The sequence below is a fragment of the Pelagibius sp. genome, assembly GCF_965227505.1.
In the GTDB taxonomy this organism is placed as follows: Bacteria; Pseudomonadota; Alphaproteobacteria; order Kiloniellales; family Kiloniellaceae; genus Pelagibius.
The window spans coordinates 1,146,307-1,168,746 of record NZ_OZ245757.1 but is presented as its reverse complement, the minus strand read 5'-3'; the positions used below and the strand labels follow the sequence as shown (position 1 = coordinate 1,168,746).

The window sequence follows — 22,440 nt, the reverse complement described above, 5'->3', positions numbered from 1 at the left end:
TTACTCCGCTGCTTGACTTTGCTGGGCGTCCTGGATGGCGCGCCAGACCTTCTCCGGCGTTGCCGGCATGTCAATGTGACGGATGCCGAGGGGCGAAAGTGCGTCAACCAGCGCATTGATGACCGCCGGGCAGGCGCCGATGGCCCCCGCCTCGCCGGCGCCTTTCACGCCCATCGGGTTGGTCTCGCAGGGCATATCCTCCACCATGGTAAGCTCGATGGAGGGCAGATCGTCGGCCCGGGGCATGCAGTAGTCCATGAAGGACCCGGTCAGCAATTGGCCGTTCTCGTCGTAGACGGTGCGCTCCAGCAGCGCCTGGCCGATGCCCTGAACCGTGCCGCCGTGCACCTGGCCGGCAGCCATCATGGGGTTTACCAGGGTTCCGAAGTCGTCAACGACGACATAGCGCTGCAGGCGCACCACGCCGGTCTCCGGATCGACCTCCAGCTCGCAGAGGTGACAGCCGTTGGGGTAGGTCTGCTTGCCGGCGACGATGTGGTGCTGTTCGTCGGGCGTCTCGCGCAGGTCCTCCGGCAGGCTGTCCCCCTGGGTCGCCTTGGCGACGTCGGCCAGGCTCACCCGCCGGTCCGTGCCGGCGACGGTGAAGATGCCTTCCGCGAACTCGATATCCGCTTCGGCGGCCTCCAGCAGGTGGCCGGCGATCTTGCGGCTGCGTTCGATCACCTTGTCCGCCGCGCCGTCCAGAGCCATGCCGCCCATCAGCAGCGAGCGCGAACCGCCGGTGCCGCCGCCTTGCGGCAGATCCCAGGAGTCGCCCTGATGAATCTCGACCTGCTCGGGCTCCAGTCCCAGCTTGTCGGCGAGTAGCTGTGTGTAGGCGGTGAAGTGCCCCTGGCCGTTGGACTGTGTGCCGATCCACAGGGTGACGCCGCCGTCCTCGCGCAGTTTCAGGCGCGCGGTTTCCTCGCCGTTGGAGCCGCAGACCTCGCCGTAGCTCGCCAGGCCCAGGCCGCGCAGCTTGCCGCGGCTGGATGCCTCCCTGCGGCGTTCGGCAAAGCCCGCCCAGTCCGCCGCCGCAATGCCGCGCTCCATGATCTCGGCGAAGTTGCCGCTGTCGTAGGTTTCGCCGAAGGCGGTGGTGAAGGGCAGGGCCTCCGGCGCGATGAAGTTGCGCCGCCGCAGATCGTCGGGGCTGAGCCCCATGTCGCGGGCCGCGGCGTCCATCAGCCGCTCGATCATGTAGGCTGCCTCCGGCCGGCCGGCGCCGCGGTAGGCATCGACCGGAACGGTGTTCGTGAACACACAGGTGACTTCCGTGTAGCCCACAGGAATGGTGTAGAGACCGCTCAGCATCGGGCCGTAGCACCCGGTCGGAATGAAAGGCGCAAAGTTGGACAGGTAGGCGCCCATGTTGGCGGTGGTGGTAACCCGCAGGCCGAGCGCCTTGCCGCTGGAGTCCAGCGCCAGTTCGGCCAGGGTGACGTGGTCGCGGCCCTGGGTGTCGCTGAGGAAGCCTTCGCTGCGCTCGGAAATCCAGCGCACCGGCCGGCCCAGACGCCGCGCCGCAAAGAGCACCAGCACGGTTTCCGGGTAGACGAAGATCTTCATGCCGAACCCGCCGCCGACGTCGGGCGAGATGACGCGCAGCTTCTCCTGCGGCACCTGGAAGATGCCGCTGAGCGGCCCCAGCATGCGGTGGGAGCCCTGATTGCCTGTGTGCAGCGTGAAGGTCCCGCTGGCCGCGTCGTAGTCGCCGATGGTGGCGCGCGGCTCCATCGCGTTGACGACGACGCGGTTGTTGACGAACTCCAGCCGCGTCACGTGGTCGGCCTTGTCGAAGGCCGCGCGCGTGCCCGCCTCGTCGCCCATCTCCCAGACCAGACTGGTGTTGGCGGGGGCCTCCTCCCAGATCTGCGGCTGGCCGGGCGCGGCGGCGGTCCGGGTCTCGGTCACCGCGGGCAACTCGTCGTAGTCGACCATCACCAGTTCGGCGGCATCGCGTGCTTCTGCCACGCTTTCCGCCACCACCAGTACGACCGGATCGCCGACATGGCGCACCCGCCCGCGGGCCAGTGCCGGGTGTGGCGGCATCACGGTCTTGCCGCCGTTCTTGCCGGGCATGGGCACCAGGCAGGGGATGTCGCCGACGCCGTCGGCGCTCAGGTCCTCAGCGGTGAAGACCCCCAGCACGCCGGGCGCCGCCCTGGCGTCGCCGAGATCGATGCCGGTGATCTCTGCATGTGCAAAGGGGCTGCGCACCAAGACGGCGTAGCTCTGCCCCTCCAGTTTGATATCGTCGCTATAACGGCCCTGGCCGGTCAGGAAGCGTACGTCTTCCACCCGGCGCAGGCCCTGGCCAACGCCAAATCGCCCCATGGGTCCTAAGGTCTCCGTGAAGAAGGGATGTCGGAAGAATTACCCGGAATGATAGGCGAGACCGGCGGCGGCGACCAAGAGGAAAGTCATGACAGTTCTGCATGGCTGCTGCCCAGCGTGCCGTTCCGCATTGGCAGGAGATTGTTCGTTGGCCCCTGGTTTAGGCTCCGGGCCCGCATGATAACCGGTCGAAAACAGGAGCGATGCAGATGGAGCAGCGGCTTTCTATGGTGACCCTGGGCGTACGCGATATGGCGCGCGCCCGCGCCTTCTATGAAGAGGGATTGGGCTGGACCCTCGGCGACGGTGTCGAGGGCCGCGTCGCCTTCTATCAGCTGGGCGGCATGCTGCTGGGCCTCTACGGGCTGGAGGCTCTCGCCGAGGACGCAGAGCTGCCGCTGGCCGGCTTGAAGCCCGGCGCCAACTTCGGCGGCACGACGCTGGCCTACAACGTCCGCGACAAAGCCGCAGTGGATGCGACTCTGCAGGAGGCCGAGGCCGCCGGCGCGAAGATCGTCAAGCCGGCGCAGGAGGTTTTCTGGGGCGGCTACTCCGGCTACTTTGCCGACCCCGACGGCCACCTCTGGGAGGTTGCCTTCAATCCCTTTTGGACGCTGAATGACGACGGCAGCGTCACGCTGCCGGCAAAGGCGTGACCGACAAAGACTTGAGATGAGGGGAGCGTGTCGGGCCTATGGCCTTGGAGCATGACGGCCTGCTGACGATGCTGATGCGGGTGAATCGCGCCCGTCTCGGCCTGGCGAGGGACGATGAAGCCGTGGAAGACGTCATCGAGATGCTCTTCAGGCCCTCGGAGAAGCTCGCCATCTACGGCACCCTGGCGCCGGGGGAGGCGAACCACCACCAGATCGCCGGGCTCGGCGGCCGCTGGACGGAAGCGACGCTGCAAGGCGTGCTCGACCGTGTCGGCCAGGGCGAGCACCAGGGCCTGCCGGCGCTGCGCCTGGACCCCAAAGGCCAGGCCGTTTCGGCGAGGCTGCTGGAGAGCCCCAGGCTGCCCGGCGCCTGGGATCGCCTGGACGCCTTCGAAAGCCGGGAAATGCAGCGCCTGTTGGCGCCAGTGCAGCACAACGGCCGCCTGCTCGCCGTCGCCAACGTCTACACCCTCACGAGCGCCATGAAGGTGGTGCTGGCCTGAGCGCCGCGCCTGTCTTCGGGCATGACCCTCGGGTCGTGCCTAAGCAGGGAGCGCGGCGGTCGCGGCTACTGCTTCGACGCCACTCAAAGCATCGCGACAGAGCGGGAAACAATCGCTAAGATTGAATCCGGGATGGAGCGTTGGACGGGGCGGCATGGGCAGGTTTTGGCGTCAGGTTTTTTGGGCATCGCGTTGGAAGAGCCTTTCGGGCCTTGCTTGCGCTTCCATGGCCATCTTGCTTCTGGCTTCGGGTGCGCCCGTCGCCATCGCCGCCGAGCCCGATGCGCGCCTCAAGCAGGCGGCGCAGCACTTCGCCGATCTGGAGGACGACGCGGCCAAGGCGATCCTCGACGAATTGAGCGCTGAAGGACTTGCCGACGCCGATGTCCTGCTCGGCTACCTCTACGCCGATCCGCTTTATGAGGCGCGAGACGACGAGACTGCCATGTCTCACTTCGAGCGCGCTGCTCAGCGAGATCACCCGGAGGCCATCTTTCAGTTAGCCGAATCTGCTTACTGGGCGGGCTACCTCCATCCGCAACGTGGTGCGCCCACGCAAATCCTGGGGCTGGGAAATGGGGAGACCTACGCGCTATTGAAGCGTGCCATCGCGTTGAAGCACGGCGGCGCGGTGTTTCGGCTGGCGCTGCTCTGCATCTTCGAGGACTACGATTGCACCGACGATGAGGTCGAGATGTCGCTGAATGTGCGCTGGACCGCAGTGCGTGGCGGTGTCAGGTATCTAACGGACCCTTTCTCCGCACTGCGATTGCTTGAGAAGGAAGAGGAGTCCTTTGAGCGCTCGCAGAGTTTCCACAATTACCTCGAGGTTGGGCTCTCCTTCGTCAATCCGCTTGTCGCGACAGTTTGGGGAGGCGGATGGCAGCATGTTACTGAGCGTAATCGTTGCCCCAGTGTGCATCATCCCAGTGCGGTCAACCGCATGTTTGCAAAGATGAACGGAGTGAAGCGTTCCTTCTCAGGCAGCTTGTCTTTGGAGGACTGCTATAGCACCGAGGAGTTGGAGGCCCTTGACGACAAGGTCTTCAATATGCTGGACGGCATTGTGACCCTGCATGGAACGTTTCAGGTAAGCCACATCCGTTGGTGCTTCGAGAACCTCAAGGGACGCGCCTCGGCTGCTTGCCTCGCCAACGCTGCTTTCGATCACCAGTTCGCTTGCTCAAAGCTGTCGATGGCTCCATACCTTTACGGCATGGATGTACCTTATGTCGGATCGCCGCGTTATCTGCGTTGCCGTGAGCACATGCTGGGTGCTCGGGGGCGGTAAGAGAAAGCCGAATCTCCGGTCCCGGTACTGTATGTCCGTTGCGGACCGTGCCGGACCCGCTACCTTGGCTGGGTTAGCGATCGCCGCGCTGCCACAGCTTCGTTTGCAGTTGAACGCTGTCTCGGAAGGGAAGCCATGCGAAAGATCTGTTTGGCGCAGGCGGTCCTGGCGACTGTTGCTGTCTCTTTGGCACTTGCCGCTGCGTTACCGGCCCTGGCCGACGGAGTGAAGGACAACGTCTTCGGCGGACGGACCTACTACCACCTGACGCTGGAACTGACGCGCGACAGGCTGGTGGAGATCGGCGCCATCGGCAATCCGGACCTGGAGTATCGCTTCAGCGACGGCGGCCAGTTCGAGGTCTACCTGCAGGGGGACCTGCCGGGCATCGCCGCGCCGGGCTGCCAGGGGGTCACCCTGCGCATGCCCTGGACCGACCCGCGCAGTGACGGGGCGGATGAGAAGATCGCGGGCAAGCGGGCGCTCTTCGACCGCATTCAGAGCCTGATCCGCTGGCATGAGATCGACAGCCTGGACGTGGTCGTCGAACTCAATCCCTACGTGGAGCAGGCGACGGACGGAAGCCTGCGCCTCACCCGGTGTCTCGCTTTCTTCCGCCAGGCCTTCGGCGCCTACGTGGCGCACGACGGGCCCTTGAGCGACAAGTGAGGTCCTTCAGAGCGGTCGACAGACCGTCCTTCGGCAGTCCACCCTTCGAGACGCTTGCTGCGCAAGCTCCTCAGGATGAGGCGTCAAGACAAGTCCTTACCCTGAGGAGCGCCCGGGAGGGGGCGTTTCGAAGGGTGAAGACGATGCCCTCCTAGTCGAAGGCCTCTTCCCAGGACCCCCGGGTCGCCGCCTTGGAGTACTCGGTGGCGCGGTTTTCGAAGAAGTTCACGTGCTCGACGCCGTTGAGGATCGCGTCCAGCCAGGGCAGGGGGTTCTTCTCCGTGCGGTAGATCGGCTGCAGGCCGAGCTGGGTGAGGCGGCGGTCGGCGATGTAGCGGATGTAGGTCTTCACCTCCTCCGCCTCGAGCCCTTCGATGCCGCCCTGTTCGAAGGCGAGATCGATGAAGGCGTCCTCGTGGGTGACGATGGTCTCGCAGGCCCGGTAGAGATCCTTTTCGAAGGCCTCGGTCCAGATTTCCGGATTCTCTTCGATGAAGGTCTTGAACAGCCGGATCGCCGACTGGGTGTGCAGGGTCTCGTCGCGCACCGACCAGGTGACGATCTGGCCCATGCCCTTCATCTTGTTGAAGCGCGGGAAGTTCAGCAGGATCGCGAAGCTGGCGAAGAGCTGCAGGCCCTCGGTGAAGGCGCCGAAGACGGCCAGGGTCTTGGCGATCTCCTCCTTCGTGTCGCAGCCGAACTCGTGCATGTAGTCGTACTTGTCCTTCATCGCCTTGTAATGCAGGAAGGCGGAATATTCGGACTCCGGCATGCCGATGGTGTCCAGCAGGTGCGAGTAGGCGGCGATGTGCACCGTCTCCATGTTGGAGAAGGCGGCCAGCATCATCTGCACCTCGGTCGGCTGGAAGACCCGGCTGTAGTGCTTCATGTAGCAGTTGTTCACTTCCACGTCGGACTGGGTGAAGAAGCGGAAGATCTGGGTCAGCAGGTTGCGCTCGGCGCCCGTCAGGTTGCGGTTCCAGTCCTTCACGTCGTCGGCCAGCGGCACCTCTTCCGGCAGCCAGTGGATGCGCTGCTGCATCAGCCAGGCGTCATAGGCCCAGGGGTAGCGGAAGGGTTTGTAGACCGGGCTGGCGTCGAGCAGGGACATGGCGTCTTGGTTCTCCCACGGCAGGGTTTTTTGGGTGCTGAGGCCGGCGGTCCCCCCGAACCGCCGGCCTCGGGCCTCCGAAGTATCCCCTACACACACTTGAAATCTTCGGAAGGCATTGCTTGGGCGGCCGCCTGCGTCGGAAAAGGCCGGGGCCGCCTGATCGTTTAAGGCGCGCCTACTGGCAGGCGAGGCACTCCTCGTAGTCGGTGGTGCTGGCGGCCGCCAGGGCCGGCGTCTCCTTGGAGGAGATCTTGCCCAGGTGCGGCACGGCTGCGGTGGTGCCGGCACCTTCCGCCGATTCCGCCCGTTGGATCGATTTGGAGCGGCAGTAGTAGAGGCTCTTCACGCCCTTCTTCCAGGCCTGATAGTGGATCTGGTGCAGGTCGCGCTTGTGCACGTCGGCGGGCACGAAGATGTTCAGCGATTGGCCCTGGCAGATGAACTCGGAACGGTCGCCGGCGTGTTCGATCAGCCAGCGCTGGTCCAGCTCGAAAGCCGTCTTGAAAACGTCCTTCTCGTCATCGCTGAGGAAATCCAGGTGCTGGACCGAGCCCTCGTTGACGGTGATCGACGTCCAGACCTCTTCGGTGTTCCGCCCCTTTTCCTCCAGCAGCGCGGTGAGGTGCTTGTTGCGCACGTTGAAGGAGCCGGACAGCGTCTTGTGGGTATAGCTGTTGGCGGCGATCGGCTCGACACCGGGCGAAGCGCCACCGCAGATGATCGAAATCGAGGCCGTGGGCGCGACCGCCATCTTGTTGGAGAAGCGCTCCATGATGCCGAACTCCTCGGCATCCGGGCAGGCGCCGCGCTCCTCGGCCAGCTTGCGCGAGGCGGCGTCTGCGTCCTTGCGGATGGCGGCGAAGATGCGCTTGTTCCAGACCTTCGCCATGACGCCTTCCATGGGAATGCCGTTGGCCTGGAGGAAGGAGTGGAAGCCCATGACGCCCAGGCCGACGGAGCGCTCGCGCATTGCCGAATACTTGGCCCGCTCCATGGAATCCGGCGCGTTGTCGATGAAGTCCTGCAGCACGTTGTCGAGGAAGCGCATCACATCTTCGATCAGCGCTTCGTTGTCCTGCCATTCGAAGTAGGTCTCCAGGTTCATCGACGCCAGGCAGCAGACCGCCGTGCGGTCGACGCCGTGGTGGTCGATGCCGGTCGGCAGCGTGATCTCGCTGCAGAGGTTCGACATCTTTACCGTCAGGCCGGCCAGCTTGTGGTGTTCCGGGATCTGCCGGTTCACGTGGTCGCCATAGATGATGTAGGGCTCGCCGGTCTCGATGCGGGCGGTGAGGATGCGAATCCAGAGATCGCGGGCCTTCACCTTGCGGATCACGGCACTGTCCTTGGGGCTCAGCAGCCCCCATTCCTCGTCCTTTTCGACGGCGCGCATGAAGGCGTCGCTGATCACCACGCCGTGGTGCAGGTTCAGCGCCTTGCGGTTCGGATCGCCGCCGGTGGGCCGGCGCATCTCAACGAACTCCTCGATCTCCGGATGGGAGACGGGGATGTAGCAGGCCGCCGAGCCGCGCCTGAGCGAGCCCTGGCTGATCGCCAGCGTGAGCGAATCCATCACCCGGATGAAGGGGATGATGCCGGAGGTCTTGCCGTTCTGGCCGACCTTCTCGCCGATCGAGCGCAGGTTGCCCCAGTAGCTGCCGATGCCGCCGCCGCGCGCGGCCAGCCACACGTTTTCGTTCCACAGCCCGACGATTCCATCCAGGCTGTCGCCCGCCTCGTTGAGAAAACACGAGATCGGCAGGCCGCGTGTCGTGCCGCCGTTGGACAGCACCGGCGTAGAGGGCATCAGCCAGAGCTTCGAGATATAGTCGTAGAGGCGCTGGGCATGGGCGCTGTCGTCGGCATAGTGGGCGGCGACGCGGGCAAAGAGATCCTGGAAGCTCTCGCCCGGCATCAGATAGCGGTCGGTCAGGGTCGCCTTGCCGAACGCGGTCAGCAGGTCGTCGCGCTCCCGGTGGATGCGCACGTGAATGCCGCGCTCGTTCTGGAACTCGTCGCGAATCTCGCCGTTGCCCAGCAGATCCTCGGGCAGATCGTCGGGCAGATCTTTCGCCGCGCTGCCGGTGTCCGCGCCCCGGGTTCTGGATTCGTCGGGTTGTCTTTCCGTGGCGACTTCTTTATCCACAGTGACCGGCCCGGTTTCGACATCGCTGTCGACGGTTCCGCTGCGCCCGAAAATACCCGATCCATCCATGTTTGGTTCCCCTCAGTCCACAGTTCGATCCACCTGTGGATCACTGTGATATTCAATTGTGGTAACAATATCTGGGGTTGATTCCCAGCGCCCACACCAGATATGGGCCAAATCTAGCCAGCGGTCTTGATTCTGTCATCATGAACAAAATGAGAACATTAATCATAGTAGCGCAGCGGTGTGGCAGAGCAAGGGCATTGCGCCGGTTACCCACAGACAAAGTTTTTGAGAGATGTGCGGACGTTTCCTTCTGACAGCCCCGGTCGAGGCGCTGCAGCGGCTTTTCGGCTTTCCCGAACTGCCGAATCTGACGGTGCGGTTCAATGTCGCGCCCGGGCAGGCGGTGGCGGCGATGCGCCTGGATGCCCAGCGCCGGCGGCAGTTCACCTGGTTGCGCTGGGGCCTTGTGCCCTCCTGGGCCAAGGGGGAGGGGGCGGCTGAAAGCGGCCGCCGGGCGACCCCGCTGATCAATGCCCGCGCCGAGACCGTGGCGGAGAAGCCGTCCTTCCGCGCCGCCTTCCGCCAGCGCCGCTGTGTGGTCTTCGCCGACGGCTTCTATGAATGGCGGCAGGACGGCAACCGCCAGCCCTACTGCGTGCGCCTTGTCGACGCGGCGCCATTTGCCTTTGCCGCGGTCTGGGAGCCGGGGGACCGCGCCGCTGCGGAGGCGGGGACAACTGGAACCTGCGCGCTGATCACCACTCAGGCCAACGACAAGATGGCCGCGGTGCATCATCGCATGCCCGTCATCCTGAGACCGGAGGCCGTTGGCCCCTGGCTCGATCCCGCCAGCGGCCAGGGCGAGCTTTTTCCGTTGCTGCAGCCGCTGCCCGCGGCGGCGGTGACCCTGACGCCGGTCTCAAAGCGCGTGAACGCGGTTCGCGAAGACGACGCCGGACTGCTCGAAGAGGACGTGCTGCCGGAGTCCCCCGCGCAACTGAAGCTGATTTGACGCTGCGCGCTGGGGCACGCGGGGGCGCTTTCTGACTAGCGGTCCGGGGCTGACTAGCGGTCGCGGGACAGCAGGATGTTGTGCCGGGAAAAGTGTTCCATGAACACAGCGACTTCTTGCGGAATCTCAGGCGGGAGCACATCGGTAACGTCCTGCCTTGCGAGGTCGACGAAGCCGGCGACCGCGGCCGCCTGATCCCGGTCCAGCCGCCGGAAGCCCATCGACCAGTCGGGAAAGGCCCGCTCGTCGATCGGACCTGCGATCAGCCGGGTCATGCCCCGATGCCGCGGGTCGGCGGCGATCCGATCATAAAGCGCTTCGACAGTCTGCCGCTCCCCTTCCAGGCACTGCAGGAAGTGGCGGTCGCCATAGAGCAGCATACCCGTGATGCCCGCAGCGGCATTGGCGCGGCGGGCATCCACGAGGATGGCCTCCAGATCGCCGTCGGACATGTCGTGACGGGCCGTGCTCATGTAGAGCAGCCTGTAGAGCGGGGATGCGGTCAAGCTCTTGCCCATGGACTCGTTGGGAGGATAAGCAGCCTGCCCAAAGCTGGTTAATTTAGCATTACCTCAAAGACCGGCAGGCCGCTGCCGCCGACCGGCAGACGGCCTGAAGGTGCAGATCGCCGGATTGGAAGGCGGTCAGGCGGTGTTCTGCTGGCTTTCGAAGAGGCGCTGCACAAGCTCGGGCGTTACCGCCGCCTCGCTCTCGGCCCCGACACTGGTCAGATAGGCGCCGATGGCACCGCGGGTGCGCGGGCCCATCAGTCCGTCGACCACGCCGGCATTGAAGCCAAGCTGGTTGAGGCTGTGCTGCACGAACATGATCGTCGGCTTGTCCGCGAACACGGTTTCCTCGACCGCCTGGAAGGTCGCTGCCCGCGCCTTGCCGCTCTGCAGCTCCTGGGCGGACATGTTGTTGGCGATGGCGGCGCGGATCTCTAGGGCCGTGGCGTGACCTTGCTGGTCGGCGACCGAAAGCCAGGAATAGCCGGAAACCAGGTTCTCCGGCACACCAAGGCCGGCCGCCTGGACCACACCGTAGGAGAAGGCGCCTTCGGTGTGGCCCTGCTCGGCGGCCTTGCCGTACCAGCGCGCAGCCCAGGAGAGGTTCTTGGTCACCCCGCGCCCGTTCGCGTAGCACTCCGCGAGGAGGTACTGGGCGGGGGCGTAGCCCTGCTCGGCGGAATCGCCCAGGTAGCGGACGGCACGGATGAAGTCCTGCTGGACGTCATCGCCGGCATAGTAGGCGGAGCCCAGTACATACTGCGCGCGCGGCTCGCCGCGGGTCGCCGCTGCGTTGATCCACTTGGCGCCTTCGTCCAGATCCTGATCGACGCCGCGGCCGGCGTTGTAGGCTTCGCCCAGTTCATAGGCCGCCGGCCCATGGCCGCGTACGGCCGCTTCGCGAAACCGGACCAGCGCCTCTTCCTCGGCGCCGCCCTCGCGCAGCCGCAGGCCTTCGTCATAGAGCGCGTTCAGCGCCGCGCTGTCCACCAAGGCGCCTTGCTCGCCGGAGGGCAGGGGTGTCTCGTCGTCGAAAATGCTGGAGACGCTCTCGCTGGCACCTTCCAAGGTGTCTTTGACCTCGGTACAGCCAGCGGCGACGGACCCGATAAGAACAACGGCTGCCACGGTCCCGAAGCCGCGGCGTCCTTTGCCGGTCAAGATCATGGAAACTCCCCTCAGGAAAAACGGCTCTCGTGGCCGTCCCGCAATGCGGCGGTGTTTCTGATCGGGCCCGCACCCGACCCCCGGAAGGCGGCCGGCGAGCAAGCCTCTGCGCCGGCCTCCCGCAGGCCGCGGCGATGTGAAAGACCCGGTTTTCATTGCCCGGTCGTCGATGCCCGATCTTAAATGGCGGTTCGTCCGGCGACTTTCATCGGCCGGATCGACAACGACGTCAACCATTACCGCCCCGCGCGCCAGTTCTGACGCGGGTGCCACAGAAATGGCCGGCATGGTCCCCCTTCTTGAACAATGCCCTATGGAAAACAGACTTTTGGGCACCCTCTGCCCCGAATACGTCCTGTTCAATCGACTGCCGCGCGAAACCGCAAGAGGCAAAATAGCGGCATAAAATACATATTGAGTTAGTTATTTAAATATATTTTACTTTGTGGAATGCTGAAATCATAGAGGCTTGCAGCAGGAGAACAGGCACATGCGCTCCACCGGCGCCTTAGATGCAAGGTCGGCCTTCGCCACTCTGGCCGGCGCCCTGAAGCCCGGGCTCCGGGGTCTCGGGGCGGTGATGGCGGTTGCCGGCATCGCGATGCTGGCGCCGGCCGGCGGACCTGTTCAGGCCGGGCAGGCGGCGGGACCGTTGGTCGATGTCGACTGGGTGACGGCCAACGCGGGCCGCGCCGACCTGCGTCTGCTTGACGTCCGCAACCGGATGAGCGGCGGCTCCGCCGAGGTCTTCGCCCGCGGTCACATTCCAGGCTCGGTCTACAGCGACTATCTGCGCGACGGCTGGCGTAAGTCGCAAGCAGGCGTGCCCGGGCAGCTGCCGCCGATCGCTGAATTGGAAGCGTTGATCGGCGGCCTGGGAATCGGCAATGAGGATCACGTGGTGATCGTCGCCGCCGGGGCCAGCGCGCTGGAAATGGGCAGCGCGACCCGCGTCTACTGGACCTTCAAGGTGCTGGGCCACGATGCGGTTTCCATATTGGACGGCGGCTACCGCGCCTACACCGCCGATCCCGCGAACCCGATTGCCACGGGCGCGGCGACGCCGGATCCGACTGTTTTCAAGGCGCAGTTCCGCCCCGAACTGATTGCGGACCGGAACGACGTCGTCGCGGCCCTGCAGGCGGGTACGAGGCTGATCGACAATCGCCCGACACCTCAGTACCTGGGGCAGAGCAGCCATCCTGCGGCGCGCCGTCCGGGAACGATCCCCGGCGCGCTGTCGCTTCCCGAAGGACGCCTGACCGATGGCGCCGGACGCTTCGTCAGCAAGGCCCGGGCCACCGCCCTCGCGCAGGCGGCCGGCATCGACGCTTCGGACGAGGGAACGATCACCTTCTGCAACACCGGCCACTGGGCGTCGCTCGGCTGGTTCGTGCAGAGCGAGATTCTGGGGCAGGAGAACGTCCGCCTTTACGATGGCTCCATGGTCGACTGGACGGCGCAGCCGGACCTGCCGGTGGCTGCCGGTGGCAGGGACGCGCCCTAGGCCGTCGCGGCCCGCATGACGAGGGCCCGCACCTTCGGTACAGACGCGTGGCCGCCGTTTATCTCGGCTGCTCATCTCTGCTCACAATGCCGTGCCCCCGCCTCGACAGGCTTGGTGTTGCGGTTTACTGAAACCGGGTCGCGGCGCCGCGCGGCCGCGACTGGAAACAAAGGTCTCCGGTGTCCGAGGACAGGAAGAGCATGGCGCAGATGACCAGCGCAGGGACCGCCGCAGCCGCCAAGGCGGAGAATATGCGCCAGGTGGATTGGCGGGTGGCGGCGCCGGCGCTGCTGTTGCTTGCCGCCGGCATGGTCACCATCGCGGACGACGCCAGCCAGCGGATGGCCTGGCTCTATCTGCTCGGCGCCGCCCTGGGGTTGGTGCTGTATCACGCCGCGTTCGGCTTCGCCTCCGCCTGGCGGGTCTTCATCGCCGAAGGGCGCGGCGCCGGCCTGCGCGCCCAGATGGTGATGCTGGCGCTCGCGAGCCTTCTGTTTTTCCCGCTGATCGATCAGGGGTCTTTCTTCGGCCAGGCGGTGGGCGGCGGTGCCGTTGCGCCGCTCGGCCTGTCCGTGGCCTTCGGCGCGGCCATTTTCGGGGTCGGAATGCAGCTTGCCGGGGGCTGCGCCTCGGGCACGCTCTACACCGTCGGCGGCGGGTCCACCCGCATGGTCTTCACCCTGATCTTTTTTATGGTCGGTTCGCTGATCGGCAGCATGCATATGCCCTGGTGGATCGACACGCCCAGCCTCGGCAGCATCTCCATTCTCAGGGAGTGGGGTCTGCTCCCGGCGCTTGGCGCGCAGCTCGCGTTTCTGGCCGGCATCGCCGGCCTTACGCTCTGGGTCGAACGGCGGCGGCCCACCGCGGTGCCGCGGGACGGGGCGACACGCGGCTGGCGGCGGTTCGTCTCCGGCCCCTGGCCGCTGCTCTGGGGTGCAGTCCTGCTGGCGCTGCTGAATGCGGTCACCCTGGTTTCCGCGGGCCATCCCTGGACCATCAGCTTCGGCTACACGCTTTGGGCGGGCAAGCTTGCCAGCGCCGCCGGCATCGACCTCTCGGCCTGGGCCTTTTGGACCTGGCCCTTCCCCAGCCGCGCGCTGGCGGGATCGGTCTTCGAGAGCAGCACCTCGGTGATGAACTTCGGGGTGATCGTCGGCGCCCTGCTCGCGGCAGGGCTGGCCGGAAAGTTCAATCCGGCCTGGCGGCTGCCCTGGCGCACAGTGCTGGCCGCGGCTCTGGGCGGCCTGCTCATGGGCTACGGTGCGCGTCTGGCCTATGGCTGCAACGTGGGGGCCTATTTCAGCGGTGTCGCCTCCGGCAGTCTGCACGGTTGGCTGTGGTTCGCCGCCGGCCTGGGCGGCAGCTATCTGGGCAACGCGCTCAGGCCGCTTTTTGGTCTGGACAGCGGCCGAAGGGACCGGGCCCGCGCCCAGATGGCCTGACGCCCGGCCGGATCTAGGAATTTCATCTCCTTACGACCTTTCGTGGCAGTTGCGGGGCCTTTGGTAACCTTAGAGTAAGCTTATAACTCCTTGAAATGTTTGCATCCGTCCCCATATCGACGTCATGAAACAGTCATCTTTCAAGAAGCCGGCGGCAAACGTACCGCAGGAAGCGATTGTCAGGCGCTGTCTGATGTGCCGGGACCGCTTCGAAAGCGCCTGGCATGGCGAGCGCATCTGCAAGCGCTGCAAATCCACCGCTGCCTGGCGCGAAGGCTGAGGATCGCGAAACCTTCAGGACGATACTGCCGTAGATAGAGACATGAAGCCGTCAAAGCCCGTCAGCCCCTATCTCCAGCGCCCGCTGCGCAGCCTGCAGGAAGTCCTGCGGGGCCGGCGTGCCTATCGGCATTCCGGGCAACTCGTCTCCGGCAGCGCGCACCCGCCCGGCGCGCACAACAGCAACGCTCCCGACGCAGTCTACAGGGCCTCCAAATCCGCCTGAGCCGGCTGCGGCTTCACCCTCCCGGTCCGGCAAGGTCACGACCCTAGAGGCATGATCATGCAGGTCGTTGTGCCGTGGGCGAACAGCTTTCCGTCTTCGGATGTCAGGTTCGCTTCCGCAGTGGCGGAACGCCGACCGCGATGCAGCACCTTGCCTGTCGACAGAACCGTGCCGAGGTCTTCCGTCAAGGCGCGCACCAACTGAACCTTGAATTCCATGGTGGTGTAGATCTCACCCGGCTCCAGGGTGCTATGCACGGCGCAGGCCATGGCCGAATCCAGCAGGGTGGCCGAATAACCGCCGTGGACGGTCCCCAGCGGATTGTAGAAGCGTCCGGCCAGGTGACCGCGAAAGACCACCTGCCCGCGGGCGACCGAGAGCAGATGAAAGTCCAGGGTCTCGGCCATGGGCGGGGGCGGATACCGTCCCTCCAGCATGCCCTGGAGCAGCGCGAGGCCGCTGAGCTTGCGAAGGGTGTCGCGGGGAACCAGAGGCGGGGGTGCTGCAGTCTCTTCGTTCATGCCGCCGCTACTCGGCAGCTTCCGCTTTGCGGTCTTCTTCGAAGAGCTCCTCCAGCTCTTCCGCCGCTTCCTTCGCCAGATAGATCATTTTTTCCTCGTCGTTGTGTTCGGCGTGCTGCATGAGCAAACGCCGTTCATCGTGCTCCTGGAAAGTCTTCACCGTACGTTCGGCCTCGCGCTGCGACAGGCCGAGACCCCGGAGCACCGCCTGCGAAAGATCCAGGCTGGCGTGCAGTGTTTCGCGGCGGATGATCCTGACGCCCAGGTCCATCAGTTGATGGGCGTGCTTGCGGTTGCGTGCCCGGGCGTAGATCGTGAGGTTCGGGAAGTGTTCGACGACCGTTTCGGCGGTGCGCAGCGAGGCCTCGACATCGTCGATGGCCAGCACGAAGATCTCCGCCTTGGCCGCCTGGGCTGCACGCAGAAGGTCGAGCCGTGACGCATCGCCGTAGTAGATCTTGCTGCCGAACCGTTTGACGAAGTCGACCTGTTCGGCGCTCACGTCCAGCGCGGTGAAGCCGATCTTGCGGGCCCTGAGGATGCGCGCGACGATCTGCCCAAAGCGTCCGAAGCCGGCGATGATGACCTGGTTCTCTTCCAGGGGCACCGGCTCCGCCGGCCCCTCGCCGCCGCCGCTGCCGCGATGGGCGAAGAGGCGGTTGTTGGCCGCCGCGGCCAAGGGTGTCGCCGCCATGGAGAGCGTCACCACGACGATCAGCAGATCGGAAAGCCCGCTGTCCATGAGCCGGGCGGCCACCGCAATGCCGAAGATCACAAAGGCGAACTCACCGCCCTGGGATATGGCAGCCGCGAGGTTGCGCGCCGAAGACCAGCTGAGGCCGCTCAGACGGCCGAGGGCGATCAGCACCAGGGCCTTGGTCGTCATCAGGAAGATCACCCAACCGGCGATCTCAATCGGCCGCTCGGCGATCAGCGCAACATTCAAGGACATGCCGACGGCGATGAAGAAGAGGCCCAGCAACAGGCCCTTGAAGGGCTCGATGTCGGCCTCCAGTGCATGGCGGTACTCGGAATCGGCCAGCAGCACGCCGGCCAGGAAAGCGCCCAGAGCCATCGACAGGCCGACCGCTTCGACGGCCAGGGCCGTACCCGTCACCGTCAGCAACGCCATGGCGGTAAAGATCTCCCGCACCTTGGTGACTGCGACGATCCTCAGCGCGTAGCGCAGCAGGTATCGCCCTCCCACGACGATGGCGACGAGGACCGCGATGACGATGGCGGCGTCGATCCAGCCGCCCGCGGTCTCGGACCCGGCGTCGTCGGCGGCCAGCAGCGGGATGAGGGCGAGCAGAGGTATGACCGCCAGATCCTGGAACAGCAGGATCGAAAAGGCCGAGCGGCCGTGGCGGGTGGTCAGCTCGTTCTTCTCGGCCAGGCTTTGCAGAGCGAAGGCGGTGGAGGAAAGCGCGAGGCTGAGGCCGATGATGACTGCCGTCTCGAAGCGCTGGCCGTAGAGCAAGGCGGCGATGCCCAGCGGCACGGCGGTGATGACGACCTGCGCAAGGCCGAGGCCGAAGACGGATTTGCGCATGGCCCAGAGGCGGCTCGGCTGCAGTTCCAGCCCGATCACGAAAAGCAGCAGGACGACGCCGAACTCGGCAAAGTGGAGGACCGCATCGACCTCGGCAATGAGGCCGAACCCGCCCGGGCCGATGGCGAGGCCCGCGGCGAGATAACCCAGAATCGCACCGAAACCGAACCGCTTTGCCAGCGGTACGGCGATGACCGCCGCACCCAGAAACACTGCTGCTTGCGAAAGAATTGCCAAGGACCGCTCCACCGACGCCTGAGGTTTTCATCGTTTGCAGGCGAAGGATCTGCGTTGCCCGTGTCCCCGCCCAGCCGATGCAACACGCAGAGGATCATAAGGCGGCAGCGCTGTGGCGCCACCGTCTTGTGCATCTGTACCTTGTGGATCCTTGCGGAAGCTCTGGACAGCGGCGTGGCCGTGCGTCTGTCGAAGGGCTTCCCGGTCTACCGCTCAGTATGCCTGTTTGGCGCCTCTGCGGATAACACTGCGCAGATCGTCCGGCAGCCCCCAGGAATAGCGGGTCAGGATTTCCCGGTAGAGCTGCGCCCACATGGGGCTTTCCGGGTCTTTCAGTCGATCTTCGAACCTGCGCAGTGCATTTCCGATCTCGGCGACATTGCGGTAGTCCGGCAGGATGCGCCGCGCTTCGTCGAAGGCGGCAATGGCTGTTGCGACGTCGTGCTTGACCAAGGCTTCGAAGCCGCGGCGCTCGGCCGCAGCGGCCAGCGTCGTCGGGCTCACCGCGGCGGCGGGCGAGGGCGCCGGTCGCTGCGGAGGCGGTGCCGGGCGGCGCGTTTGCTGGACGCTCTGGACCTCCGCAATCTCCCGGGAAAGATTGCGCTCCAGGGTTTCGAGCTTGGCATCGATGTCGCGGGCGATTTCGGGGTTGCCGCCCTCGCCCCCGCTGGACTGCTGGGCCTCCAGCAGAAGCCGGACATCGGCGATTTCCGCCAGGGCCTGGGATTCGATCTGCTCGACCTTGGCGCCGATCCTGACGCCGAACACGTCGATTTCACGTTCGAAGACCAGAGTCCGCACGTCGTTCTGATAAACCAGCACCACGACGACGGCGACCAGGGGCCACATGAAGGCCCGGAAGTAGTCCAGGACGAGTCGGCCCAGAACGTAATCCGCGGCTGGTTTTCCTGATGTCTCGCTTGCCATGCTCTCCCACTCCGCACGATCATCGCGGCCAATTGATACTCTCTCGTGGCGATGCGGTATCTGCAGTGGCCAAACTCACAACCTGAGATGCGCGGTGAGTCTGCCCATCGAGTCTGCCTGCTTAAACCTGCGAAGTGGAGAGTGCCAAAGCCCGGTGTCCGGCGACGTCTGCCGGACGAAACTGCGGGAATGGGCAGGAATGGGGCAGGAGTGCGATGGTGGGCGATGCTGGGATTGAACCAGCGACCTCTCGCGTGTGAAGCGAGCGCTCTCCCGCTGAGCTAATCGCCCGATTGATGGTTTTGACCCCTTTGGCCGGGGCCACCCGCCCTCGGCGGCGGCTGCGTGGTGTAGGACAGGCACCGCAGGCTGTCAAGACCGCGGAAATCTCCCGTTTTGCCGCACCGATAAGTCAATTCCAGCCACTCTCATTGCAGGGAAGAAACGACCGAGAAATCCCCGATCGACGGGCAAGTTAAGATGCCAGTAATCGGGTCGCTCTACTCCCAGCGCGGAAGCCCTCAGTTCTGCCGGTCTGTCCCAGGTTTCCTCTGGTTTTTGGCGGCTTCCCAGGCCTTCCGAGCTTCCAGTGAAGGCGATAGTCGTCGTGTGATTTCTGCTCAATTCGTCGTAAGTCCGGAATACCGGCTACTGTTCCCCGTCTATCGGGTAGCGGTTCCAGTAAGGTTTTATTAATGCAATGGGGATATGAACCTCGAGCCATTAGCCGAAATCCACTTGGGTTTACAAAGTTTGACGAGGAAATAGCGATGGCTATCACTAGCAAACAGGCTTCCCGGAAGTCTGGTACTAGGGCGGTGCGTAAGACCGCCGCCAAGAAGACCACGGCGCGCCGTAAGACCACGGCTCGCAAGACGGCTGCCCGGAAGTCGACGGCCCGGCGGACTACGGCCCGCAAGACCGCGGCCCGGCGTACGACTGCGCGGAAGACGACCGCTCGCAAGACCACGGCTCGCAAGAGCCCGGCTCGCAAGACGGCCGCCAAGAAGCGCGTTGTGAAGAAGACGACGGCCCGCAAGACGACCGCTCGCAAGACCGCCGCTCGCAAGAGCCCGGCTCGCAAGACGGCCGCCAAGAAGCGCGTCGTTCGGAAGAGCACCGCGCGGAAGACGACCGCTCGCAAGACCGCCGCTCGTAAGAGCCCGGCTCGCAAGACGGCCGCCAAGAAGCGCGTCGTTCGGAAGAGCACCGCGCGGAAGACGACCGCTCGCAAGACCGCCGCTCGTAAGCGTCCGGTCCGCAAGACGGCCGCCAAGAAGCGCGTCGTTCGGAAGAGCACCGCGCGGAAGACGACCGCTCGCAAGACTGCGGCGCGTAAGCGTCCGGTCCGCAAGACGGCCGCCAAGAAGCGCGTCGTTCGGAAGAGCACCGCGCGGAAGACGACCGCTCGCAAGACTGCGGCGCGCAAGCGTCCGGTCCGCAAGACGGCCGCCAAGAAGCGCGTCGTTCGGAAGAGCACCGCGCGGAAGACGACCGCTCGCAAGACTGCGGCGCGTAAGCGTCCGGTCCGCAAGACGGCCGCCAAGAAGCGCGTGGTTCGGAAGAGCACCGCGCGGAAGACGACCGCTCGCAAGACTGCGGCGCGTAAGCGTCCGGTCCGCAAGACGGCCGCCAAGAAGCGCGTCGTTCGGAAGAGCACCGCGCGGAAGACGACCGCTCGCAAGACTGCGGCGCGTAAGCGTCCGGTCCGCAAGACGGCCGCCAAGAAGCGCGTGGTTCGGAAGAGCACTGCGCGGAAGACGACCGCTCGCAAGACTGCGGCGCGTAAGCGTCCGGTCCGCAAGACGGCCGCCAAGAAGCGCGTGGTTCGGAAGAGCACCGCGCGGAAGACGACCGCTCGCAAGACTGCGGCGCGTAAGCGTCCGGTCCGCAAGACGGCCGCCAAGAAGCGCGTCGTTCGGAAGAGCACCGCGCGGAAGACGACCGCTCGCAAGACCGCGGCGCGTAAGCGTCCGGTCCGCAAGACGGCCGCCAAGAAGCGCGTCGTTCGGAAGAGCACCGCGCGGAAGACGACCGCTCGCAAGACCGCGGCGCGCAAGCGTCCGGTCCGCAAGACGGCCGCCAAGAAGCGCGTCGTTCGGAAGAGCACTGCGCGGAAGACGACCGCTCGCAAGACCGCGGCGCGCAAGCGTCCGGTCCGCAAGACGGCCGCCAAGAAGCGCGTCGTTCGGAAGAGCACCGCGCGGAAGACGACCGCTCGCAAGACCGCCGCGCGTAAGCGTCCGGTCCGCAAGACGGCCGCCAAGAAGCGTGTCGTTCGGAAGAGCACCGCGCGGAAGACGACCGCTCGCAAGACCGCCGCTCGTAAGCGTCCGGTCCGCAAGACGGCCGCCAAGAAGCGCGTTGTTCGCAAGAGCACCGCGCGGAAGACGACCGCTCGCAAGACCGCCGCTCGCAAGAGCCCGGCTCGCAAGACGGCCGCTCGCAAATCGACGACCCGCAGGACCACGGCCCGCAAGACGGCGGCGCGCAAGGCACCTTCCCGTAAGGCCCTTGCAACGCGTCGCCTGATCGCGTCTCGCTTGGCTTCTTCGCGTCCGTCGACGGCCAATCGCATGGCAGCGATTGCCAGGGCGACTCGTATGCGTTCCTACCGGAATGGCATGGCGCGCCGCTAACTACTGACGCGATTTCGGCTTTTCTGGTGTAAAGCAGTAGAAGGCGGGTGCCCAGCGGCACCCGCCTTCAGCTTTTTTGGAGGGAGTGCGCAGGTTCGCAAGCGATGCGTCTTCTCAGATCGGCGCCCTGATCAGTTGTCACAGTCGGAAACAGACTGTAATAAGCGGCAACAATTGTTGATTTGCTGAGGAAAAACGGCCTATGGCAGTCTCCGGCCGTTTTCGGGAGGCGGGCGTTGAACGCCCGGGTCCGATTCTCTTGGCCGTTACTTGTTTCCAACCCACTTTGGTTTGCTGCCCCGTCTATGTCTGCCTTTATCTATGCCCACCCGTAAGCTCGCCGTTGTGATCCTGGCCGCCGGCAAAGGCAGCCGCATGAAGTCCGATCTGCCGAAGGTCCTTCATCCGGTCGCCGGCAAGGCCATGCTCTGGCATGTGCAGGCCAGCGTCGCCACCCTCTCGCCGGAGGAGACGGTTGTCGTCATCGCGCCCGGAATGGCCGATGTCGAGGCCGCTGCAGCCCCCAGCCGCTGCGCCGTCCAGCAGCAGGCGCTGGGTACCGGGCACGCCGTGGCCGCGGCGCAGGAGGCGCTAAAGCCGCTGTTGGAGCTGGTGGAAACCGACGTACTGGTGGTTTTCGGCGACACGCCCCTGCTGACACCCGCGACGCTTCAGCGGATGGTCGACGCGCGTGCCGAGCCGGCCGCGCCGGACATCGTCGGTCTGGCGTTTCGCCCTGACGATCCGGCGCAGTACGGGCGGGTGATCCTGGATGACGATCAGAAGATCGAGAAGATCGTCGAATATGCCGACGCCGACTCGGCCCAGCGGCAGATCGGCCTCTGCAACGCCGGCATCGTCATCGGCTCCGGCCGCCGGCTGTTCGACTTGATTGATCGCCTGGACAGCCACAACGCGCAGGGCGAGTACTATCTCACCGATATCTTCGGCCTGGCCCATCAGGAGGGCCGACCGGCCGGTGTGGTGGAGGGGCCGGTGGCGGAGGTGCTGGGCGTCAACTCGCGCCAGGACCTGGCCCTGGCCGAAGCCGCGATGCAGGACCGGCTGCGCCGTCAGGCGATGGTGGGTGGCGCGACCCTGATCGACCCGGCGACGGTCTGGCTCTCGGCCGACACGCGCCTGGGGCGGGACGTGACGGTTCATCCCTCCGTCTTCTTCGGTCCCGGCGTCACCGTGGGCGACAATGTGGAGATCCGCAGCTTCTCCCATCTGGAAGGGGCCAAGGTCGCCGAGGGGGCCGTTCTCGGCCCCTTTGCCCGGCTGCGCCCCGGCGCGCGCGTTGGCGCGGGCGCCCATGTCGGCAACTTCGTCGAGATCAAGAATGCGGAGCTCGGCGCCGGCGCCAAGGCGAACCACCTGAGTTATCTGGGCGATGCCAGCGTCGGGCCGGCGGCCAACATCGGCGCCGGGACCATCACCTGCAACTATGACGGCTTCGCCAAGCATCATACCGCGATCGGCGCGGGGGCCTTCATCGGCTCCAACACGGCGCTCGTCGCCCCGGTCGCGGTGGGGGCGGGGGCTATCGTCGGGGCCGGCAGCACCATCACGCGGGATGTGCCGGGCGATGCCCTGGCGGTCGAGCGCAGCGACCAGGAAATCCGCGAAGGCCGGGCGGCGCGCTTCCGCCAGGAACGCCAGGCGGCCAAGGACGCCAAGCAGGGCTAGGCAGC

At 65.5% G+C, this 22,440-nt stretch carries 19 protein-coding genes and 1 tRNA gene; 11 read left to right on the top strand and 9 right to left on the bottom strand.

The annotated features are described in order from the left end of the window. The gene (locus ACO06P_RS05605; protein ID WP_420349021.1) at positions 1-2,337 is read right to left on the bottom strand and encodes a xanthine dehydrogenase family protein molybdopterin-binding subunit; all 2,337 of its coding nucleotides are present in this window, start codon (positions 2,335-2,337) and stop codon (positions 1-3) included. Positions 2,338-2,546: 209 nt separating this feature from the next. Here ACO06P_RS05605 and ACO06P_RS05600 point away from each other — a divergent pair, with 209 nt between their 5' ends. From ACO06P_RS05600 to ACO06P_RS05585, 4 genes are all read left to right on the top strand, one after another. Then, a complete protein-coding gene (locus tag ACO06P_RS05600; RefSeq protein WP_420349020.1) occupies positions 2,547-2,993 on the top strand; it encodes a VOC family protein in 447 nt (148 codons plus the stop codon). Positions 2,994-3,031: 38 nt separating this feature from the next. Beyond that, positions 3,032-3,496 carry a gamma-glutamylcyclotransferase gene (locus ACO06P_RS05595; RefSeq protein ID WP_420349019.1) on the top strand — a complete coding sequence of 155 codons (465 nt, stop codon included), beginning with the start codon at positions 3,032-3,034 and terminating at the stop codon, positions 3,494-3,496. Between the two features lie 226 nt (positions 3,497-3,722). Next, a complete protein-coding gene (locus ACO06P_RS05590) occupies positions 3,723-4,787 on the top strand; it encodes a hypothetical protein (RefSeq protein ID WP_420349018.1) in 1,065 nt (354 codons plus the stop codon). A gap of 135 nt (positions 4,788-4,922) precedes the next feature. Then, a complete protein-coding gene (locus ACO06P_RS05585) occupies positions 4,923-5,456 on the top strand; it encodes a hypothetical protein (RefSeq protein ID WP_420349017.1) in 534 nt (177 codons plus the stop codon). A gap of 151 nt (positions 5,457-5,607) precedes the next feature. On the opposite strand, the gene ACO06P_RS05580 is transcribed toward ACO06P_RS05585, so the two are convergent. Together ACO06P_RS05580 and ACO06P_RS05575 are read right to left on the bottom strand one after the other, a co-directional pair. Further along, positions 5,608-6,567 carry a ribonucleotide-diphosphate reductase subunit beta gene (locus ACO06P_RS05580; protein WP_421935157.1) on the bottom strand — a complete coding sequence of 320 codons (960 nt, stop codon included), beginning with the start codon at positions 6,565-6,567 and terminating at the stop codon, positions 5,608-5,610. Between the two features lie 178 nt (positions 6,568-6,745). Continuing rightward, complete coding sequence (locus ACO06P_RS05575) at positions 6,746-8,785, bottom strand: ribonucleoside-diphosphate reductase subunit alpha (protein WP_420349016.1); 2,040 nt, start codon at positions 8,783-8,785, stop codon at positions 6,746-6,748. 232 nt (positions 8,786-9,017) lie between these two features. On the opposite strand from ACO06P_RS05575, the gene ACO06P_RS05570 reads away from it, so the two are divergent. Then, a complete protein-coding gene (locus tag ACO06P_RS05570; protein WP_420349015.1) occupies positions 9,018-9,737 on the top strand; it encodes an SOS response-associated peptidase in 720 nt (239 codons plus the stop codon). A 53-nt stretch (positions 9,738-9,790) separates the two neighbouring features. Here the strand turns inward: ACO06P_RS05570 and ACO06P_RS05565 are convergent, their stop codons facing one another. Both ACO06P_RS05565 and ACO06P_RS05560 read right to left on the bottom strand, forming a co-directional pair. Beyond that, entirely contained in the window at positions 9,791-10,243 is a 453-nt protein-coding gene (locus ACO06P_RS05565) for a BLUF domain-containing protein (RefSeq protein WP_420349014.1), read from the bottom strand. A gap of 138 nt (positions 10,244-10,381) precedes the next feature. Beyond that, entirely contained in the window at positions 10,382-11,413 is a 1,032-nt protein-coding gene (locus ACO06P_RS05560; RefSeq protein WP_420349013.1) for a hypothetical protein, read from the bottom strand. A gap of 490 nt (positions 11,414-11,903) precedes the next feature. On the opposite strand from ACO06P_RS05560, the gene ACO06P_RS05555 reads away from it, so the two are divergent. The 4 genes from ACO06P_RS05555 to ACO06P_RS05540 all read left to right on the top strand — a co-directional run bounded on the left by ACO06P_RS05555 (position 11,904) and on the right by ACO06P_RS05540 (position 14,870). Further along, entirely contained in the window at positions 11,904-12,920 is a 1,017-nt protein-coding gene (locus ACO06P_RS05555; RefSeq protein ID WP_420349012.1) for a sulfurtransferase, read from the top strand. A gap of 209 nt (positions 12,921-13,129) precedes the next feature. Then, the gene (locus ACO06P_RS05550) at positions 13,130-14,365 is read left to right on the top strand and encodes a YeeE/YedE family protein (RefSeq protein ID WP_420349011.1); all 1,236 of its coding nucleotides are present in this window, start codon (positions 13,130-13,132) and stop codon (positions 14,363-14,365) included. 124 nt (positions 14,366-14,489) lie between these two features. Next, positions 14,490-14,645 (top strand): hypothetical protein, encoded by a 156-nt coding sequence (locus ACO06P_RS05545; RefSeq protein ID WP_420349010.1) that lies wholly within the window; start codon positions 14,490-14,492, stop codon positions 14,643-14,645. A gap of 42 nt (positions 14,646-14,687) precedes the next feature. Next, positions 14,688-14,870 (top strand): hypothetical protein, encoded by a 183-nt coding sequence (locus ACO06P_RS05540; protein ID WP_420349009.1) that lies wholly within the window; start codon positions 14,688-14,690, stop codon positions 14,868-14,870. 35 nt (positions 14,871-14,905) lie between these two features. On the opposite strand, the gene ACO06P_RS05535 is transcribed toward ACO06P_RS05540, so the two are convergent. From ACO06P_RS05535 to ACO06P_RS05520, 4 genes are all read right to left on the bottom strand, one after another. Continuing rightward, the gene (locus ACO06P_RS05535; RefSeq protein WP_420349008.1) at positions 14,906-15,391 is read right to left on the bottom strand and encodes a PaaI family thioesterase; all 486 of its coding nucleotides are present in this window, start codon (positions 15,389-15,391) and stop codon (positions 14,906-14,908) included. A gap of 7 nt (positions 15,392-15,398) precedes the next feature. Next, positions 15,399-17,180 carry a monovalent cation:proton antiporter-2 (CPA2) family protein gene (locus ACO06P_RS05530; RefSeq protein ID WP_420349007.1) on the bottom strand — a complete coding sequence of 594 codons (1,782 nt, stop codon included), beginning with the start codon at positions 17,178-17,180 and terminating at the stop codon, positions 15,399-15,401. A 213-nt stretch (positions 17,181-17,393) separates the two neighbouring features. Next, entirely contained in the window at positions 17,394-18,107 is a 714-nt protein-coding gene (locus ACO06P_RS05525; protein WP_420349006.1) for a hypothetical protein, read from the bottom strand. Positions 18,108-18,323: 216 nt separating this feature from the next. Next, positions 18,324-18,398 (bottom strand) — tRNA-Val (locus ACO06P_RS05520). Between the two features lie 404 nt (positions 18,399-18,802). Here ACO06P_RS05520 and ACO06P_RS05515 point away from each other — a divergent pair. Both ACO06P_RS05515 and glmU read left to right on the top strand, forming a co-directional pair. Next, positions 18,803-20,746 carry a histone H1-like repetitive region-containing protein gene (locus ACO06P_RS05515; RefSeq protein ID WP_420349005.1) on the top strand — a complete coding sequence of 648 codons (1,944 nt, stop codon included), beginning with the start codon at positions 18,803-18,805 and terminating at the stop codon, positions 20,744-20,746. Positions 20,747-21,067: 321 nt separating this feature from the next. Beyond that, positions 21,068-22,435 carry a bifunctional UDP-N-acetylglucosamine diphosphorylase/glucosamine-1-phosphate N-acetyltransferase GlmU gene (glmU, locus tag ACO06P_RS05510; protein WP_420349004.1) on the top strand — a complete coding sequence of 456 codons (1,368 nt, stop codon included), beginning with the start codon at positions 21,068-21,070 and terminating at the stop codon, positions 22,433-22,435. Positions 22,436-22,440 lie beyond the last annotated feature (5 nt).

What these genes read in the sequence shown, in the direction of transcription:
- ACO06P_RS05605 (WP_420349021.1), bottom strand. Translation starts at nt 2,337, where the DNA reads ATGGGGCGATTTGGCGTTGGCCAGGGCCTGCGCCGGGTGGAAGACGTA.
- ACO06P_RS05600 (WP_420349020.1), top strand. Translation starts at nt 2,547, where the DNA reads ATGGAGCAGCGGCTTTCTATGGTGACCCTGGGCGTACGCGATATGGCG.
- ACO06P_RS05595 (WP_420349019.1), top strand. Translation starts at nt 3,032, where the DNA reads ATGGCCTTGGAGCATGACGGCCTGCTGACGATGCTGATGCGGGTGAAT.
- ACO06P_RS05590 (WP_420349018.1), top strand. Translation starts at nt 3,723, where the DNA reads ATGGCCATCTTGCTTCTGGCTTCGGGTGCGCCCGTCGCCATCGCCGCC.
- ACO06P_RS05585 (WP_420349017.1), top strand. Translation starts at nt 4,923, where the DNA reads ATGCGAAAGATCTGTTTGGCGCAGGCGGTCCTGGCGACTGTTGCTGTC.
- ACO06P_RS05580 (WP_421935157.1), bottom strand. Translation starts at nt 6,567, where the DNA reads ATGTCCCTGCTCGACGCCAGCCCGGTCTACAAACCCTTCCGCTACCCC.
- ACO06P_RS05575 (WP_420349016.1), bottom strand. Translation starts at nt 8,785, where the DNA reads ATGGATGGATCGGGTATTTTCGGGCGCAGCGGAACCGTCGACAGCGAT.
- ACO06P_RS05570 (WP_420349015.1), top strand. Translation starts at nt 9,018, where the DNA reads ATGTGCGGACGTTTCCTTCTGACAGCCCCGGTCGAGGCGCTGCAGCGG.
- ACO06P_RS05560 (WP_420349013.1), bottom strand. Translation starts at nt 11,413, where the DNA reads ATGATCTTGACCGGCAAAGGACGCCGCGGCTTCGGGACCGTGGCAGCC.
- ACO06P_RS05555 (WP_420349012.1), top strand. Translation starts at nt 11,904, where the DNA reads ATGCGCTCCACCGGCGCCTTAGATGCAAGGTCGGCCTTCGCCACTCTG.
- ACO06P_RS05550 (WP_420349011.1), top strand. Translation starts at nt 13,130, where the DNA reads ATGACCAGCGCAGGGACCGCCGCAGCCGCCAAGGCGGAGAATATGCGC.
- ACO06P_RS05545 (WP_420349010.1), top strand. Translation starts at nt 14,490, where the DNA reads ATGAAACAGTCATCTTTCAAGAAGCCGGCGGCAAACGTACCGCAGGAA.
- ACO06P_RS05540 (WP_420349009.1), top strand. Translation starts at nt 14,688, where the DNA reads ATGAAGCCGTCAAAGCCCGTCAGCCCCTATCTCCAGCGCCCGCTGCGC.
- ACO06P_RS05535 (WP_420349008.1), bottom strand. Translation starts at nt 15,391, where the DNA reads ATGAACGAAGAGACTGCAGCACCCCCGCCTCTGGTTCCCCGCGACACC.
- ACO06P_RS05525 (WP_420349006.1), bottom strand. Translation starts at nt 18,107, where the DNA reads ATGGCAAGCGAGACATCAGGAAAACCAGCCGCGGATTACGTTCTGGGC.
- ACO06P_RS05515 (WP_420349005.1), top strand. Translation starts at nt 18,803, where the DNA reads ATGCAATGGGGATATGAACCTCGAGCCATTAGCCGAAATCCACTTGGG.
- glmU (WP_420349004.1), top strand. Translation starts at nt 21,068, where the DNA reads ATGCCCACCCGTAAGCTCGCCGTTGTGATCCTGGCCGCCGGCAAAGGC.